We start from the raw sequence: 14,314 nt of genomic DNA, 5'->3' as shown, positions 1-14,314 counted from the left end.
CCCGGTCCTAGAGGCCCGACTCGGACGTACGGACCAGGATGCGGCCGCAGTTCTCGCAGCGGACGACCGTGTCGGCGGCGGCCTTGCGGACGTCGTTGAAGTCGGTGATCGACAGCTCCTGGCGGCAGCCCTGGCAGGTGCGCTGGTACAGCTTGGCCGCGCCGATGCCGCCCTGCTGGTCGCGCAGCTTGTCATAGAGCTTGAGGAGGTCCGCGGGGACGGACGCCGCGATGACCTCGCGCTCCTTCGTCACCGTCGCCACCTCCCCGTCGATCTCCTCGAACGCGGCGTCCCGACGGGCGGTCGCGTCGTCGACCTTCCCCTGCACGGCACCGACCCGCTCGGTCAGCTCGGCGACCCGCTCCTGCACGGACTCCCGGCGCTCCATGACCTCCAGGACGATGTCCTCCAGGTCGCCCTGCCGCTTGGCGAGCGAGGCGATCTCCCGCTGCAGGTTCTCCAGGTCCTTCGGGGAGGTGATCGCGCCCGAGTCCAGTCGCTGCTGGTCGCGGGCGGCGCGTTGGCGCACCTGGTCCACGTCCTGCTCGGCCTTGGTCTGCTCGCGGGCGGTGTCGCTCTCCTCGGTCTGCGCGGCCACGAGCAGGTCGCGCAGCTGGGTGTGGTCCTTCGTCAGCGATTCGATCTCGGCGTGCTCGGGCAGCGACCTGCGCTTGTGCGCGAGCTGCTGGAGGCGTACGTCCAGGGCCTGGACGTCGAGGAGTCGGATCTGGTCGGCGGGCGCGGCGTTCAGTTGGGGGCTCCCAGTGTTTCGGTGGCGGTGGAGGACGCCGCGTGGGCGGTCCAGGGGTCGGTGACCGTCTGGGAGACGTGGACGCGCAGGTCCCATCCCTCCCGGTCGGAGATCTCGTCGAGCTGGGCGGCGGCCAGCTCGCACCAGGGCCATTCGGTGGCCCAGTGCGCGGCATCGAGCAGCGCGAGAGGCGCGTGGGCGGCTTCCGTGGCACGAGCGACGGCCTCGGAGGCCGGGTGGTGGCGCAGGTCCGCGGTGAGGAAGGCGTCGACACCGGCCGCGCGTACGTCGTCGAAGAGGCTGTCGCCGGAGCCGCCGCTGACGGCGACCGTGCGGACGAGCGCCTCGGGGTCGCCGGCCACCCGGATGCCCTGCGCGGTGGCGGGCAGCCGCTCGGCGGCCCGCGCGGCCAGTTCCCGCACGGTCAACGGGTGGTCCAGCTCGCAGACCCGGCCGAGACCACGGCGCCCCGCGGGGTCGGCGGGGTCCGGCACGAGAGGGCGTACGACCCTGAGGTCCAGCGCGCCGGCGAGGGCGTCGCTGACGCCCGGGTCGGCGGTGTCGGCGTTGGTGTGGGCGACGTGCAGCGCGATGTCGTGCTTGATGAGGGTGTGCACGACGCGGCCCTTGAACGTGGAGGCCGCGACCGTCGTCGTACCGCGCAGATAGAGGGGGTGGTGGGTCACCAGCAGGTCGGCGCCCAGCTTCACCGCTTCCTCGACGATCTCCTGGACCGGGTCGACGGCGAACAGGACGCGGCCGATCTCCTGGGCGGGGTCGCCGCAGACCGTGCCGACCGCGTCCCACCCCTCGGCCCTCTCGGGCGGCCAGAGGGCGTCGAGCGCGGCGATGACTTCAGACAGACGGGGCACGCACAAAGGCTACCTGCACTCCTGCTCTCCCCTACCGGCCACGGGTCACTTGACCAGCCGCCCCTCGGCGAGCACATCCGTCGCCGTTCCCTCAGGCGAATCACCGGACGAACACCCTTATGTGTGAAGGGGGCGCGGGTTGTCCCACGTCTGTGCGTACGAAAACTAGCTTTGTCGCCGGAGGTGATCGAAAGATGACGGCCTGTACACCCCCCTCCCCCACCACGGGCCACGGGAACGACGTGGCACGGGAGAACGACGCGGCACGGGAGAACGACGCGCGGATCGCCGGCCAGGAGAGCGGAGAGCGGGCAGAGAGCGGCCGCGACAGCAGTGGAGGCCACCACAGCAGCGGCAGCGGGTGCGACACCGGAGGCGGCGGGCCGAGCGGCCACCGGTACGACCGCAGAGGCGGCGGCCCGGGGGAAGGCGGTGGGGGCGTCGAGCCCGCGCCGCCCGGTTGTGTGATCACCGCCGACGGGACGTACGCGGCGCGGCTCGCACTCGACGGCGAGTCCTGGTTCCCCGAGCGCTGGACCCTCGACGGCCACGAGCCGTACGCCGTCCCCCTGCCGGGCAACCAGCCGGAGGAGCCCGGCACCGAGGTGCTCCCCCTCACCGACGGCCGGGTCCTCATCCACCGGGTGGCCGCCGATCTGCACCTGTTCTCGCTCCTCTATCCCACCGGACCCGGCACGGGGGAACTCCCACTCGGCGCGGTCGAATGCGCCGACCCGGCGACCCGGGTGCGGCTCCTGCCGCCCTCGCCGTGCGGGGAGCGTGCGTACGCTCTCGCCCTGGGCCGGAGTGCGACGGCCGTGTGGCTGGTGGCAGGCGGAACGTTCGGCCCGGAGCTGCTGGCACAGGTGCCGGGCCGGTGCTCGGGCGGCGTCTGGCTGGACGGGGCGGGCCGGTTGCTCGCCCTGGACCAGGAGTCGGGCGGTCGGACGAAGTCGGTGGTCGTCGATCTGGAGCAGGGCGGCGCGGTCTCGCCGCTGTTGCAGATCGCGGACGACAGCGACGACCGGGTGCTGCTCGCCGATCCCGACAGCGGACTGCTCCTCATCCGCTCGGACGCGCCCTCCCCGGGTCAGCACCGGCTCGGCTGGGGGGTGTTGGGCAGCACGCTGCCGGTCCGTTTCCCGGAGTGCCTGCGGGTGCCGGGGGGCCATCGGATCACCCCCTTCGCCATCCAGCCGGGGCAGATCCTCACCCCCGAGAGCTGCGCGGTGGCGTTGCGCGTCGACGGCCCGCGCGGCAGCTGGGTCGGCGTCTGGCGCCCGGCCGCCCGCCGGATCCTCCATCTGCCCGCCCCCGAGGGCTGGTTGGTGGGGGCCGGGCTGTGGAGTCGGGAGGGCGTACTCCAACTCCCGTACACGACAGGGGTGGTGCGGTGCGGGGTCGCCCGGGTGGGGGTGCCTTGGGGGGAAGAGCCGGAGGAGGCCCGGGACGAGTCCCGGGAGGGGGAGGGGGTGTCGCCGTCCGGTCGCGGGTCGGCGGGCGCGGGGCTGTCGGGGGCCGGGGCGCCGGGGGCCGGAGGGACAGGGGGCGGAGAGGCAGGCACCGAAGCGTCGGGCACCGTGCCCCTCGACACACGGGTCGATACGCGGGTCGACACACGGGTCGATACGCGGGCGCGCGGCGCAGAGTTGGGCGGCGCGCAGTCGGCCGGTGCGGAACCTTCCGTGCCTGTCGTCGCCCGGCCCGTGCCGTTGCAGCAGGCGCCGTTGGAGGGGCGAGTGCCCGAGGAGGTGACCGTCGGGTGAAGGTCATGTGGGGGCAGCGCGCCAAGTGGGCGCGACGCGGGCGACACGCGCTCGGGCGGCTTCGGGGCGAGCGGGGCCGCCCGTTAAAATCACCCGCCGATAAGAAGATCATTCGACGGGGAACACTTCCAATGAGCGACGTGCACACAACCCAGCCGCCCACTGCCGACCCCCACGAGGCGGAAGGCCATGGCAGGCACCGGGGCCAGATCTCGGCCCACGAGGCCGAGAAGGCGAGCCCTCGCGGACGCCACCGCAAGCCGGCCGAACACACGGAGACGACGACGTCCGCCTGAACGGCGACGGCTCCCTCCTGGTCACCTCCGGAGAAACGTCAATTCGGCACCGGAAGCGACCTCACGATGGCACCGGCCCCGCCCGTCACCCACGGGCGGGGTCAGTCCTTTTGCTCTCCGCGCGTCTACGGGGCCCAGGTGCGTGTCTCTACGGGGCCCCCGGTCCGTGCCGCAGCCCCAGCACCTCCGCCGCCGCGAACGTCTCGCCCTCCGGCCGGGCCATGTAGTACGGCGTCAGCAGGCCGTCCAGCTCGTCGTACGTGAACGCGTCCTGCTTGGTGTCGAACTTGGCCTGGACGCGCGGGCGTTCGATGATCGCCACCATGCCGCCGTGGACGACGAGCAGCTGGCCGTTCACCTGCGCGGCGGCCGGCGAGGCGAGGTAGCCCACGAGGGGGGCGACGTGTTCGGGGGCGAGCGGGTCGAGGCCGGTGTCGGTGCCGCCGGGCGCCCCCGGCAGGCCCGCGAAGACATCCTCGGTCATCCGGGTGCGGGCGCGCGGGCAGATGACGTTCGCGGTGACGCCGTACTTGGCGAGCGCGAGTGCCGTGGAGGTGGTCAGCCCGACGATGCCGCCCTTCGCGGCGGCGTAGTTGGGCTGCCCGGCCGACCCGGCGAGGAACGCCTCGGAGGAGGTGTTCACCACCCGCCCGTAGACCCGTCCCCCGCCCTCGCCCGACTTCGCCCGCGCCCGCCAGTGGGCGGAGGCGAACCGGATCGTGTTGAAGTGGCCCTTGAGGTGCACCCGGACGACCGAGTCCCACTCGTCCTCGGACATCGAGAAGACCATCCGGTCGCGCAGGATGCCCGCGTTGTTGACGAGGATGTCGAGTCTGCCGAACTCGGTGATGGCCAACTCGACCAGCTCTCGGGCCTGTTCGTGGTCGGAGACGTCACCGATGTGCGCCACCGCCCGACCGCCGGCCGCACGGATCGACGCCGCGACCTCCTCGGCGGGCCCGGTGGACACCTCACCGGAACCGTCCCGTCCCGGGCGGCCGTAGTCGTTGACGACCACGGCCGCGCCCAGGCGGGCCAGTTCCAGCGCCTCGGCCCGGCCGAGTCCACGCCCCGCGCCGGTGACGATCGCGGACAGTCCTTCAAGGGGCAGTGCCACTGCCGAGTCCCTTCCGCCGAAGCCGATTCACTCGCGAGCCGGGCATGTGCCGGGCCGATCGAAGTCCCGTTGCCCGGCTCCGCGACCGACCCGCCACACTCCGGAACCGTCAGATCTCGATACAGGTGCGGAGCGCCACGCCCGTCCGCATCTGGTCCAGCGCCTCGTTGATGTCGGAGAGGGGCACCCGGTGGGTGATCAGCCCCGCGAGGTCGATGCGGCCGGCGCGCCAGAGGGCGATGGCCCGCTCGTAGGAGCGCAGGACGTCTCCGCCGCCGTACATGGAGGGCAGGATCCGCTTCTCGTCGAAGAACAGCTCGAACATGCTGAGCTGGAGGAAGTCGTCCAGCGCGCCCGCGCCCACCACGACAAGGGTGCCGCCGCGCCGGGTGGCCTCGTACGCCGTGCGGGCGGTGGCCGAACGTCCGACGACCTCGAAGACGTAGTCGAAGCCCTCGCCGCCCGTGACGGACTGCTTGGTGTCGGCCAGCTCGTCCGGCGAGATCGCCTTGGTTGCCCCGAACTTGAGCGCCGCCTCACGTCGTGGGACCACGGGGTCGACGGCGACGATCTCGGCCGCGCCCTTGAGCCGGGCACCCTGGATCGCCGAGATGCCGACGCCGCCGCAACCGATGACCGCGACCGACGAACCGGCCTCCACGTCAGCGGTGTTGAGGGCGGCGCCGAGCCCGGTGGTGACGCCGCAGCCGATGAGGGCGGCGATGTCGAAGGGCACGTCGTCCGGTATCGGCACGGCACAGCCCGCGTCGACCACGACCTCCTCCGCGAACGTGCCGGTGCCCGCGAAGCCGAAGACGTCCCCGGCGGGCCGCTTGAAGTTGGGCGTGCCGGCGTTGAGGAATCCGGCGAGGCAGAGGTGGGTCTGGCCGCGCTTGCAGGCAGGACAGGTGCCGCAGGCCGGGAGCCAGCACACGACGACGCGGTCGCCGGGCTTCAAGTGGCTCACGCCTTCCCCGACTTCGACTATCTCGCCGGCACCCTCGTGCCCGGGGACGAACGGTCCGGGCTGCGGCAGCACCCCGGCCATGGCGGACAGGTCGGAGTGGCACAGCCCGGTGGCCCGCACCCGGATCCTCACCCTGCCCGGCCCGAAACCCACCGCCTCGACGTCGTCGAGCACGTCCAGTTTGTCCTGGCCGATCTCGTGCAGTACGGCTGCGCGCATGGTGCAGCTCCCCTCGGAAATATCAGAAGTACCCGTGATCCGCTGATTCGCCGCTCATGCGTGGTAGGCCGTCTCGACGAGCGTGTCCGCGAGGACCGGGGCGTCGTCCCGCTCGACGGCGGTCACCGTCACCCGCACCGCGTGGTCGTCCGGCTGCCACATCCGGATGCGGAGGGTCTCGCCCGGGAAGACGACGCCCGCGAAACGCGTCCCGTACGAGCGGACCCGGCCGACGTCCCCGCCGAGGACCGTGTCGACCACGGCCTTCAGGGTCATCCCGTAGGTGCACAGCCCGTGCAGGATCGGCCGGTCGAACCCGGCGCGCCCCGCGAACTCCGGGTCGGCGTGGAGCGGGTTCCAGTCGCCGGAGAGACGGTAGAGCAGCGCCTGGTCCTCGCGGACGGTGCGCTCCACCTCCTTGTCGGGTGCGGTCGTGGGCGGTTCCTGGCGGGCGGACGGGCCACGGTCGCCGCCCCAGCCACCCTCTCCGCGGACGAAGATCTGCGCCTCGTTGACCCACAGCGGGCCCTCGGCGTCGGCGACCTCGGTCCGCATCACGAGGACGGCCGCCTTGCCCTTGTCGTACACCGCCGCCACGCGGGAGGTCGCCGTGGCCCGCCCCTCGACCGGGATCGGCCGTCGGAGTTCGACGCGCTGGCCGCCGTGCAGGACCTTGGCGAGGTCGACGTCGACACCGGGTGCGTTCAGGCCTCCGATCACGTCCGGTGAGCCGGCGCCCGCGACGGTCGCGAAGCTCGGCAGGACGTGCAACCGCGACTCCAGCGTGTAGCGCAGTTCGTCGGGGTCGGTCGCGGGGGTGCCGGCGCCGATCCCGAGGTGGTAGAGCAGGACGTCCTTCCGCGTCCACGCGATCTCAGCGGAACGGGGGTCTGCCGCGAGCGCCTTGGCTGCGTCGATGGGCATGGGGCTCCTGGGCGGTCCGGGGCGGGTGGCGTGGGCTGAGGAACCTCGGTACGACCGTCCGCACCAGCGGCCGCACCGAGGTCGTCACGGCCGACCCGGAACCCGCCCACCTAGAACGCGTTCCAGTCCGGCGACCCTCTGTATAGCCCAGCCTCGTGCACATGTGAAGCCTCCTGACAGTACGTCAGATCCGGGCATCAGGGAGGGACAGTAGGTCACCGGGTCGGCCGCCCACTGCGCCACTTCCGCCGACTGGCACTCGGCCCCGCCGGCGCCGGCGCCACGAACCAGCTCGCCCGCCGCCCGACACCCCGCCCCCGACGAGGTGCCCTCCCTGACGGCACGTCACTTTCCCATGGGCAGGTCAAGCTTTCGTTAGTCACTCGAAACAACGGAATAGTTGCCCAGGCACACGAGGTTCGGGTGGCATACACCCTCGCCCGGCCAGGAGGCCCCGCTCCATGACACAGCCGCACACACCGCCGACCCCCGAGGCCCCCACCACAGACGCCGGCCGAGCGATCGTCCCGGTGCTGGCCTTCGCGGGAATCGTGGTCGCGGTGATGCAGACCCTGCTGGTCCCGGTGATCAAGGATCTCCCGCAACTGCTGGACACCTCGCCCAGCAACGCGACCTGGGTCCTGACCTCGACCCTCCTCTCCGGTGCCGTGGCCACGCCGATCATGGGCCGTCTCGGCGACCTCTACGGCAAGCGCCGGATGCTGATCGTCAGCCTGGCCGTGATGGTGGTCGGGGCGCTGATCAGCGGTTTCACCAGTGCGCTCGTGCCGATGATCGTCGGCCGTGCCTTGCAGGGCTTCGCCATGGGCGCGATCCCGCTGGGCATCGGGCTGATGCGCGACGAGCTCCCCCGCGAACGCCTCGGCTCCGCCATGGCCCTGATGAGCTCGTCCATCGGTGTCGGCGGCGGACTCGCGCTGCCGCTGGCCGCCGCGGTCGCCCAGACCACCGACTGGCACGTCCTCTTCTTCGGCGCCGCCGGCCTCGGTCTGCTCTCCATCGTCCTCACCCTGATCGCCGTACCGGAGACCACGACGCGCGCGGCGGGCACCTTCGACCATCTCGGCGCCCTCGGCCTCTCCCTCGGTCTGGTCCTCTTCCTCCTGCCGATCACCAAGGGCAGCGACTGGGGCTGGACCTCCGCGACGACGCTCGGGATGTTCGCCGCGTCGGCCGTGGTCCTGCTGCTCTGGGGTGTCCTGGAGCTGCGTGTCACGGCGCCGCTGGTGGATCTGCGGACCACCGTCCGCCGTGAGGTCCTGCTCACCAACCTCGCCTCGATCATGGTCGGTGTCTCCTTCTTCGTCGTCTCCCTGGTCCTGCCGCAGCTCCTCCAGCTGCCCTCCGCCACCGGTTACGGGCTCGGGCAGTCGATGATCGTCGCGGGTCTGTGCGTGGCCCCGCTCGGGCTGACGATGATGTTCACGGCGCCGGTCTACGCCCGGATCTCCGCCAAGTACGGACCCAAGACCACCCTCATCCTGGGCCTGCTGATCATCGCTGTCGGCTACGGGGCCGGGCTCGGCCTGATGAGCGCCGCGTGGCAGACCGTGGTGGTGTCGGTGGTGCTGGGCGCGGGCATCGGGCTCGCCTACTCCTCGCTCCCGGCGCTGATCGTCGGAGCGGTCGATCCGTCCGAGACGGGGGCGGCCAACGGACTCAACACGCTCATGCGCTCCGTCGGTACGTCCGTGTCGAGCGCCGTCATCGGCATGGTGCTGGCGAACACCGCGAACGAGGTGGGTGGGGCCGAGATCCCCACGATGCACGGTTTCCGCCTGTCCTTCCTCATCGCCACGGCCGCGGTCGGGGTCGGGCTGGTGCTGGCCCTGTTCCTCCCCGGCCGCCGCCCCGCGCTGACCCTTCATGCGAGCGGGGATGCCGGCAAGACCGGGGCGGGCGACGTGGTCGCCGGGGAGGGCCGGGTGGTGGTCGCCTCCCGATAGGCATCCATGGGGCCGGGTGTTCGGCTGCGGGTCCGGTGGGGGCTGGTCGCGCAGTTCCCCGCGCCCCTAGGAGACCAGGCCCCTGCGGGCCTGAAAAGCACGGGGCACAGCCCCTGCTTTCAGGGGCGCGGGGAACTGCGCGAGAAGCCCCACCGGGCCCGCAGCCGAACACCCGGCCTCACCCGGAGCGCACCGCGTGGCAGCATGGGGCGCCCCCGCTCGTACGACCATCACACGGAGGACCCATGTCCGCGGCACCGCATCCGCACCCGGCCCCGCCGGCACCCGCGCCCGCGCCGGAGGTTCTCGGCGCCTTCGAGGGGGCCAAGGGGTTCATGCCGGTGGCGGAAGGGCTCGCGCTGTACGCCGCGGCCGTCGAGGCGGGCCGGCTGGGGCTGCCGCTGCTGGAGGTGGGGACGTACTGCGGCCGGTCCACGATCCTGCTGGCCGACGCCGCACGTGAGGCCGGGGTCACCGCGATCACGGTCGACCACCACCGGGGCAGTGAGGAGCAGCAGCCGGGCTGGGAGTACCACGACGAGTCCACCGTCGACCCCGAGGTGGGCCGCATGGACACTCTCCCCACCTTCCGCCGCACCCTCCACCGCGCGGGCCTGGAGGGCCACGTCGTCGCGGTCGTCGGCCGTTCCCCGCAGGTCGCCGCGTTCTGGGGCACCCCCCTGGCCTTCGTGTTCATCGACGGCGGCCACACCGACGAGCACGCCACCGCCGACTACGAGGGCTGGGCCCCGCACATCGCCCCGGACGGCCTCCTCGTCATCCACGACGTCTTCCCCGACCCCGAGGACGAGTTCACCGGCCAGGCCCCGTACCGCGTCTACCTCCGCGCCCTGGCCTCCGGCGCCTTCACCGAGGTCTCCGCCACGGACTCCCTGCGGGTGCTGCGCCGGACGGGCACCGACATCTGAGCCGCGGTTCCGGGCCCCGCCACGCCACGTCCATACCGTCCCGGGCCCCGCTACGCCACGTCTATGCCGTAGTCCTGCACCAGTTCCTCCAGACCGCCCCCGTACCCCTTGCCGCCCACGACGAAGTCCCAGTCGCCGTTGGCGCGGCGGCGGAAGGAGCCGAGCGTCAGGGCCGTTTCGGCGGCGCGGCCGTCGGAGACGTCCAGGCGGCCCTGTTCGGCGCGGGAGGGGTCCAGGAGGCGGATGCCGGCGTCGGTGAAGCCGGAGAGGTCGGCGTCGGGGTTCACGGCCGGGTCGATCGCGGCGACCAGGACCAGACGGTCCGCCGTCGCGGGCAGCGCGTCGAAGAAGACCTGGATCGCGGCCTTGTCGGGGGCGGTCGGCGGGACGGCGCGGACCGTGCCGTCGGGGGTGCGGAGGTTGTTGTAGAAGACGAAGTGGTCGTCGCTCAGGACGCGGTTGCCGTGGCAGACGAGCGCGCAGACGTCCAACGCGACGCCGCCCGTCCAGTACATGCCGAGCACGCTGTAGCCCCCGGGCGGAGCGTCCGGGGCGGGGCCCGCGTCCGGCGAGGTCCGCTGGGCGGGCAGCCTGGGGTCCGTCGTGGGCAGCACCACCGTCGGATCGGCCGTCGGCAGCACCACGGTGAGGTCGGCCGAGGGCATCACCACCGTGGCGGCGGTCGCTGACACCGGCGTGGGGCGCTCACCGGGGCCCAGGCGCCCCCGCAGCCCGTGCCGGTGCAGCAGGTCGACGAGTTCGCGGCCCGAGATCAGCTCCAGCGGCTTGCCGTTGGCGAAGGTGTGGGAGCCGGGGCCGAACTTGGACGTGGTCACCAGGACACCCTTGTTGGCGCCGGCGTCCTGGACCGTGCCGTAGAGGTCACGGACGGCGCTCGGCGGGACGGTGTTGCGGTAGCGCTTGACCTGGACGACGATCTTGCCGCCGCGGATCGGGGTCGGGTCGAGGGCGTCGACGTCCACCCCGCCGTCGCCCGAGCGCTGGGTGGTGACGGCCTGCATCCCCATGGCCCGGAACAGCTCCGCGACCAGCGCCTCGAAGGCGAGGGGGTCCATCTCCAGGAGGTCCGGCTCGTCCTCGCCGCCGTGGACGACGACGCCGTCGCCCACGTCGTCGGGCCGGCGTCCGGGGCGGACGGCGGTGCGCTGGTCCGGTCGCGCGGACAGCCGGCCCCTGAGGCCGTCCGTCAGACAGTCGACGGCGCTCACCTGTTCCAGGTGCAGGTCGGCGAAGACCGGCCGGGGCACCGTGACGGTCACCAGGAAGAGCTCGGCGCGGCGCCCGGTCACCGGGTCGTGGTCGTCCACGAACCCGTTCAGGACGACCGACTCCAGCGCGCCGAACTCGTCGGCGGCGAACAGGTCGTGCAGCACCAGGAGGGTGCACTGGGCGAGGACGTCACGGTAGAGGGCCCGCCGCTGGGTGACCGGGCGGGGGCGTTCCTTGTCCTGGTCGACGCTCGGCATGTAGACGACGCTCTTCGTCTCGGGGACGACGTCGTACCTGGGCAGTTCCCAGTCCAGGACCAGTTGCCGTGCCGCCGGGTCGTAGGCGGCGCGGACTCCGCGGGGAAAGCCCTCGGGCCAGGCGGACGAGGCGTAGAGGGCGGCGGAGAAGTAGTCGACGGCGGCTTCCGGGTCGCCTTCGCGCAGTGCGCTCGCCATCTGGGCGAGCCCGGCGTTGTGCCGCCGGATCTCCGTCCGCTGTCCTTCCGCCCACTGCTCGTACTGCCGCTGGTACTGGGCCAGTTGGTGCTGCCTCTGGGCCTCGGCGGCCTGGGCCGCATGCCAGTCGTGCTCGAACCGGGCACGCGCCTCGGCCTGCGCCTGGGCGCGTCGCTGGGCGGACCAACCGCCCTGCGCCTGGTAGTGGTTGGGGTCCGGCATGGGGACGGGCTGCCCGAGCGGCCCCGGGGAGAACGGCTCCAGGCGTTCGGAACGGGTGAGGGACGCGGCCCTGAACGCCGGGGCCCGGCAGCCCGCGACCAACAGCCCTTCCAACGTCCTTACCCAGGTGTCCAGTTCCTCCGTACGCCGCCGCGCCTCCGCCTCGCGCTGCTGCCGGTACGCCACCTGCTGCTCGCGCTGGCTGCGGGCCACCTCCCGCTGGTACGCGCGTTGTCGCCGCTCGTACTCGCGCTGCTGCCGGGCCCGCTCCTCCGACTGACGCTGCTGCTGGCGTTGTGCCTCGGCCCAGATGCCGGCCAACCCGTTGGAGCGACGACTCATGCGCTACAGGCCCTCCCACCGGGGCCCCCGACCGCACGACCAGGCCCCGCCCCCACAACCAGACGTAACCGCACGACTTTATCCCGCGACGGGGCGTCCGCCTACCGGTACCGCTACCGCTCTCGCTGGTCAGCCGCTCGTCGGTCGTAGGGCCTGCCCGGTGGGGGACCCGCCCGCAGGGCCTGCCCGCAGGACGGCTTCCGCCCGTCTAACCCATGTACCGGACCAGCAGATAGACGGCGGCTGCCACGACGACCACCACCGCGGCGACCGCCGCGCGGTAGGCCCGGGTGGGGAGGGGGCGGGGCGGCGTGGGCGGCGGAGTGCCCTGGCGCGGTGCGTGGGCGCCGCCGGCAGGGCTGCCGGAGATCAGGGGGGCCGGTAGGGGGCCGACGATCGGTGCCACGGGCGGCTGCCAGTTCGTCTCGTCTCCGGTGCCGGTCCCCCATGGCTGGAGCCGGCCCGTGGCCAGACGGCGCCAGCGGTTGCCGGAGGAGTCGGTGAACTCGACGGAGCAGAGCAGGGGCGAGGGCGGTGAACCGGTGGCCGACGTCATCGGGAGACCGACGGTGAGCCGGCCGCCTGCCGGAAGGATCTCCCGGCCGTCGAGGCGTTCGCCGTCGTAGTGGACGGCGACCTGGACGAGCGGCTGGTTGCTGGTGTTGACCGCTTCGAGGTGCCACCGTGCGTACCCGTCCGCGAGCACCGAGCGGCTGCTGCCCATGGTGACGTGCAGCAGCGACGACTGGATCAACTTCTCCCGCTGGTCCGCCTCGCGTTCCCGGTCCTCGATGCGGCGCTCCCGCTCGGCCAGCCGGACGGCCTGACGGACGTTGTGACGGTGCCCGGCGATGCTGACGACAAGCGCCGAAGCCCCTACCACGGCCCCGAGGACCGCGATCACCACCTCGATCATCCCCGTACTCTGACCTGTCGACGGCCGACGGGTCCAGCCGGCGCCGCCGAGCCCGGCGCGATGCCGCCCGGGGTGGCCCGCCCGTGCGCCACCCGACCCGTAAGGTGGCAGGCGTGTCGTACGTAGGCCCGGACTTCGATCCGCCCCAGCCCCGCCGTTCCGCCCTTGGCCGTCCGCTGACCGTGGCGGTGGCCGCGGTCGTGGTCGGGGCGGTGGCCGGGTGGGGGGTCTGGCAGGTCACCGGGGGCTCCGGAGGCGGGGACGGCGGGTCGGACAGCGCGAAGGTGCCGCAGACGCGGTCGGCGACCACTCCCCCGGCGAGCGGCGATCCCACCGCGTCCGCCGACGCCGGCGACGGTGACGGGGGCAAGGAGGGCGACGACGCCGAGAAGGCGAGCCCCTCCGGTTCCGCCTCCGCGCCGGCCGCGACGGGGCCCCTGAAGGGCAAGGTCGTCGTCATCGACCCGGGCCACAACCCCGGCAACTTCCAGCACACCGCCGAGATCAACCGCAAGGTGGACATCGGGACGCACGCGAAGGAGTGCGACACGACGGGGACGACCACCAACGACGGTTACCCGGAGGCCGAGTTCACGCTGGACGTCTCCCGTCGGCTGCGCACGCTCCTCCAGCAGCAGGGCGCCACGGTGAAGTTCACGCAGGACGACGACCGCGCGTGGGGTCCGTGCATCGACGAGCGGGCGCGGATCGGCAACGCGGCGAAGGCGGACGCGGCGGTGTCGATCCACGCGGACGGCTCCGGGTCCGGCAACCGCGGCTTCCACGTCATCCTGCCGGGCACGGCGGACGAGGGCGCCGCGGACACCCGGCCCATCGTCGCCCCGTCACGCGATCTCGGCGAGCGCATCGCGGGCTACTTCGTCCGCGCCACCGGCAGCGCCCCCTCCAACTACGTCGGCGACGGCACCGGCCTGGTCACCCGCACCGACCTCGGCGGCCTCAACCTCTCCACGGTCCCGAAGGTGTTCATCGAGTGCGGCAACATGCGCGACAGCAAGGACGCGTCCCTGCTCACCAGCGGCGCCTGGCGACAGAAGGCGGCCCGGGGAATCTCGGACGGCATCACGAGCTTCCTGAAAAATTGAACAACTTTCCTTTTCGGTAAAACAGATGGGACTGCGGACGTCGAGCGGAAGTACCCGGAATGACGTGCGCGCGGTCTCAATCTGTCAACGGTTCCCCCCGAGTTCATCGAGTGCGCGGGGATACGCGATATCCATGACGGGGCGCCGCTGACCAGCGGTGCCTGGCGGACAGGAAGCGCGCGGGGGAACCTCTGAGGGAATCGTGAGTTTTCTGCGCGGGTAGGGGGCGGGTCGT

General features: G+C 72.5%; 12 protein-coding genes. 5 read left to right on the top strand and 7 right to left on the bottom strand.

Translation table 11 applies throughout. From position 1 onward, the window contains the following. Positions 1-7: 7 nt before the first annotated feature. Both P8T65_RS33195 and P8T65_RS33190 read right to left on the bottom strand, forming a co-directional pair. The gene (locus P8T65_RS33195; protein WP_184898592.1) at positions 8-751 is read right to left on the bottom strand and encodes a zinc ribbon domain-containing protein; all 744 of its coding nucleotides are present in this window, start codon (positions 749-751) and stop codon (positions 8-10) included. Next, a complete protein-coding gene (locus P8T65_RS33190) occupies positions 748-1,623 on the bottom strand; it encodes a Nif3-like dinuclear metal center hexameric protein (RefSeq protein WP_316728880.1) in 876 nt (291 codons plus the stop codon). Before P8T65_RS33190 ends, P8T65_RS33195 begins: the two co-directional genes overlap by 4 nt. Positions 1,624-1,817: 194 nt before the next feature. Here P8T65_RS33190 and P8T65_RS33185 point away from each other — a divergent pair, with 194 nt between their 5' ends. Together P8T65_RS33185 and P8T65_RS33180 are read left to right on the top strand one after the other, a co-directional pair. Beyond that, the gene (locus P8T65_RS33185) at positions 1,818-3,389 is read left to right on the top strand and encodes a hypothetical protein (RefSeq protein WP_316728878.1); all 1,572 of its coding nucleotides are present in this window, start codon (positions 1,818-1,820) and stop codon (positions 3,387-3,389) included. Positions 3,390-3,520: 131 nt separating this feature from the next. Continuing rightward, the gene (locus tag P8T65_RS33180) at positions 3,521-3,685 is read left to right on the top strand and encodes a hypothetical protein (protein WP_230212024.1); all 165 of its coding nucleotides are present in this window, start codon (positions 3,521-3,523) and stop codon (positions 3,683-3,685) included. 148 nt (positions 3,686-3,833) lie between these two features. Here P8T65_RS33180 and P8T65_RS33175 read toward each other — a convergent pair whose 3' ends face one another. The 3 genes from P8T65_RS33175 to P8T65_RS33165 all read right to left on the bottom strand — a co-directional run bounded on the left by P8T65_RS33175 (position 3,834) and on the right by P8T65_RS33165 (position 6,912). Further along, a complete protein-coding gene (locus P8T65_RS33175) occupies positions 3,834-4,802 on the bottom strand; it encodes a 3-oxoacyl-ACP reductase (protein WP_316728876.1) in 969 nt (322 codons plus the stop codon). Positions 4,803-4,911: 109 nt separating this feature from the next. Further along, positions 4,912-5,988 carry a Zn-dependent alcohol dehydrogenase gene (locus tag P8T65_RS33170; RefSeq protein WP_316728875.1) on the bottom strand — a complete coding sequence of 359 codons (1,077 nt, stop codon included), beginning with the start codon at positions 5,986-5,988 and terminating at the stop codon, positions 4,912-4,914. Positions 5,989-6,042: 54 nt separating this feature from the next. Next, positions 6,043-6,912, bottom strand: a complete 870-nt coding sequence (locus P8T65_RS33165) for a MaoC/PaaZ C-terminal domain-containing protein (protein ID WP_316728874.1) — start codon at positions 6,910-6,912, stop codon at positions 6,043-6,045. A 461-nt stretch (positions 6,913-7,373) separates the two neighbouring features. On the opposite strand from P8T65_RS33165, the gene P8T65_RS33160 reads away from it, so the two are divergent. Together P8T65_RS33160 and P8T65_RS33155 are read left to right on the top strand one after the other, a co-directional pair. Further along, entirely contained in the window at positions 7,374-8,879 is a 1,506-nt protein-coding gene (locus P8T65_RS33160; protein ID WP_316728873.1) for an MFS transporter, read from the top strand. A 245-nt stretch (positions 8,880-9,124) separates the two neighbouring features. Continuing rightward, positions 9,125-9,808, top strand: a complete 684-nt coding sequence (locus P8T65_RS33155; RefSeq protein ID WP_316728872.1) for a class I SAM-dependent methyltransferase — start codon at positions 9,125-9,127, stop codon at positions 9,806-9,808. 50 nt (positions 9,809-9,858) lie between these two features. Here the strand turns inward: P8T65_RS33155 and P8T65_RS33150 are convergent, their stop codons facing one another. Together P8T65_RS33150 and P8T65_RS33145 are read right to left on the bottom strand one after the other, a co-directional pair. Continuing rightward, the gene (locus P8T65_RS33150) at positions 9,859-12,057 is read right to left on the bottom strand and encodes a restriction endonuclease (protein WP_316728871.1); all 2,199 of its coding nucleotides are present in this window, start codon (positions 12,055-12,057) and stop codon (positions 9,859-9,861) included. 208 nt (positions 12,058-12,265) lie between these two features. Beyond that, positions 12,266-12,973, bottom strand: a complete 708-nt coding sequence (locus P8T65_RS33145) for a hypothetical protein (protein ID WP_316728870.1) — start codon at positions 12,971-12,973, stop codon at positions 12,266-12,268. A gap of 113 nt (positions 12,974-13,086) precedes the next feature. Between P8T65_RS33145 and P8T65_RS33140 the strand changes: the two genes are divergently transcribed. After that, complete coding sequence (locus P8T65_RS33140; protein ID WP_316728869.1) at positions 13,087-14,079, top strand: N-acetylmuramoyl-L-alanine amidase; 993 nt, start codon at positions 13,087-13,089, stop codon at positions 14,077-14,079. The last annotated feature ends 235 nt before the right edge of the window (positions 14,080-14,314 follow it).

Source organism: Streptomyces sp. 11x1, from assembly GCF_032598905.1.
Classification (GTDB): Bacteria; Actinomycetota; Actinomycetes; order Streptomycetales; family Streptomycetaceae; genus Streptomyces.
The sequence above is the reverse complement of the archived record's forward strand: the minus strand, read 5'-3'. Positions and strand labels throughout refer to the sequence as shown.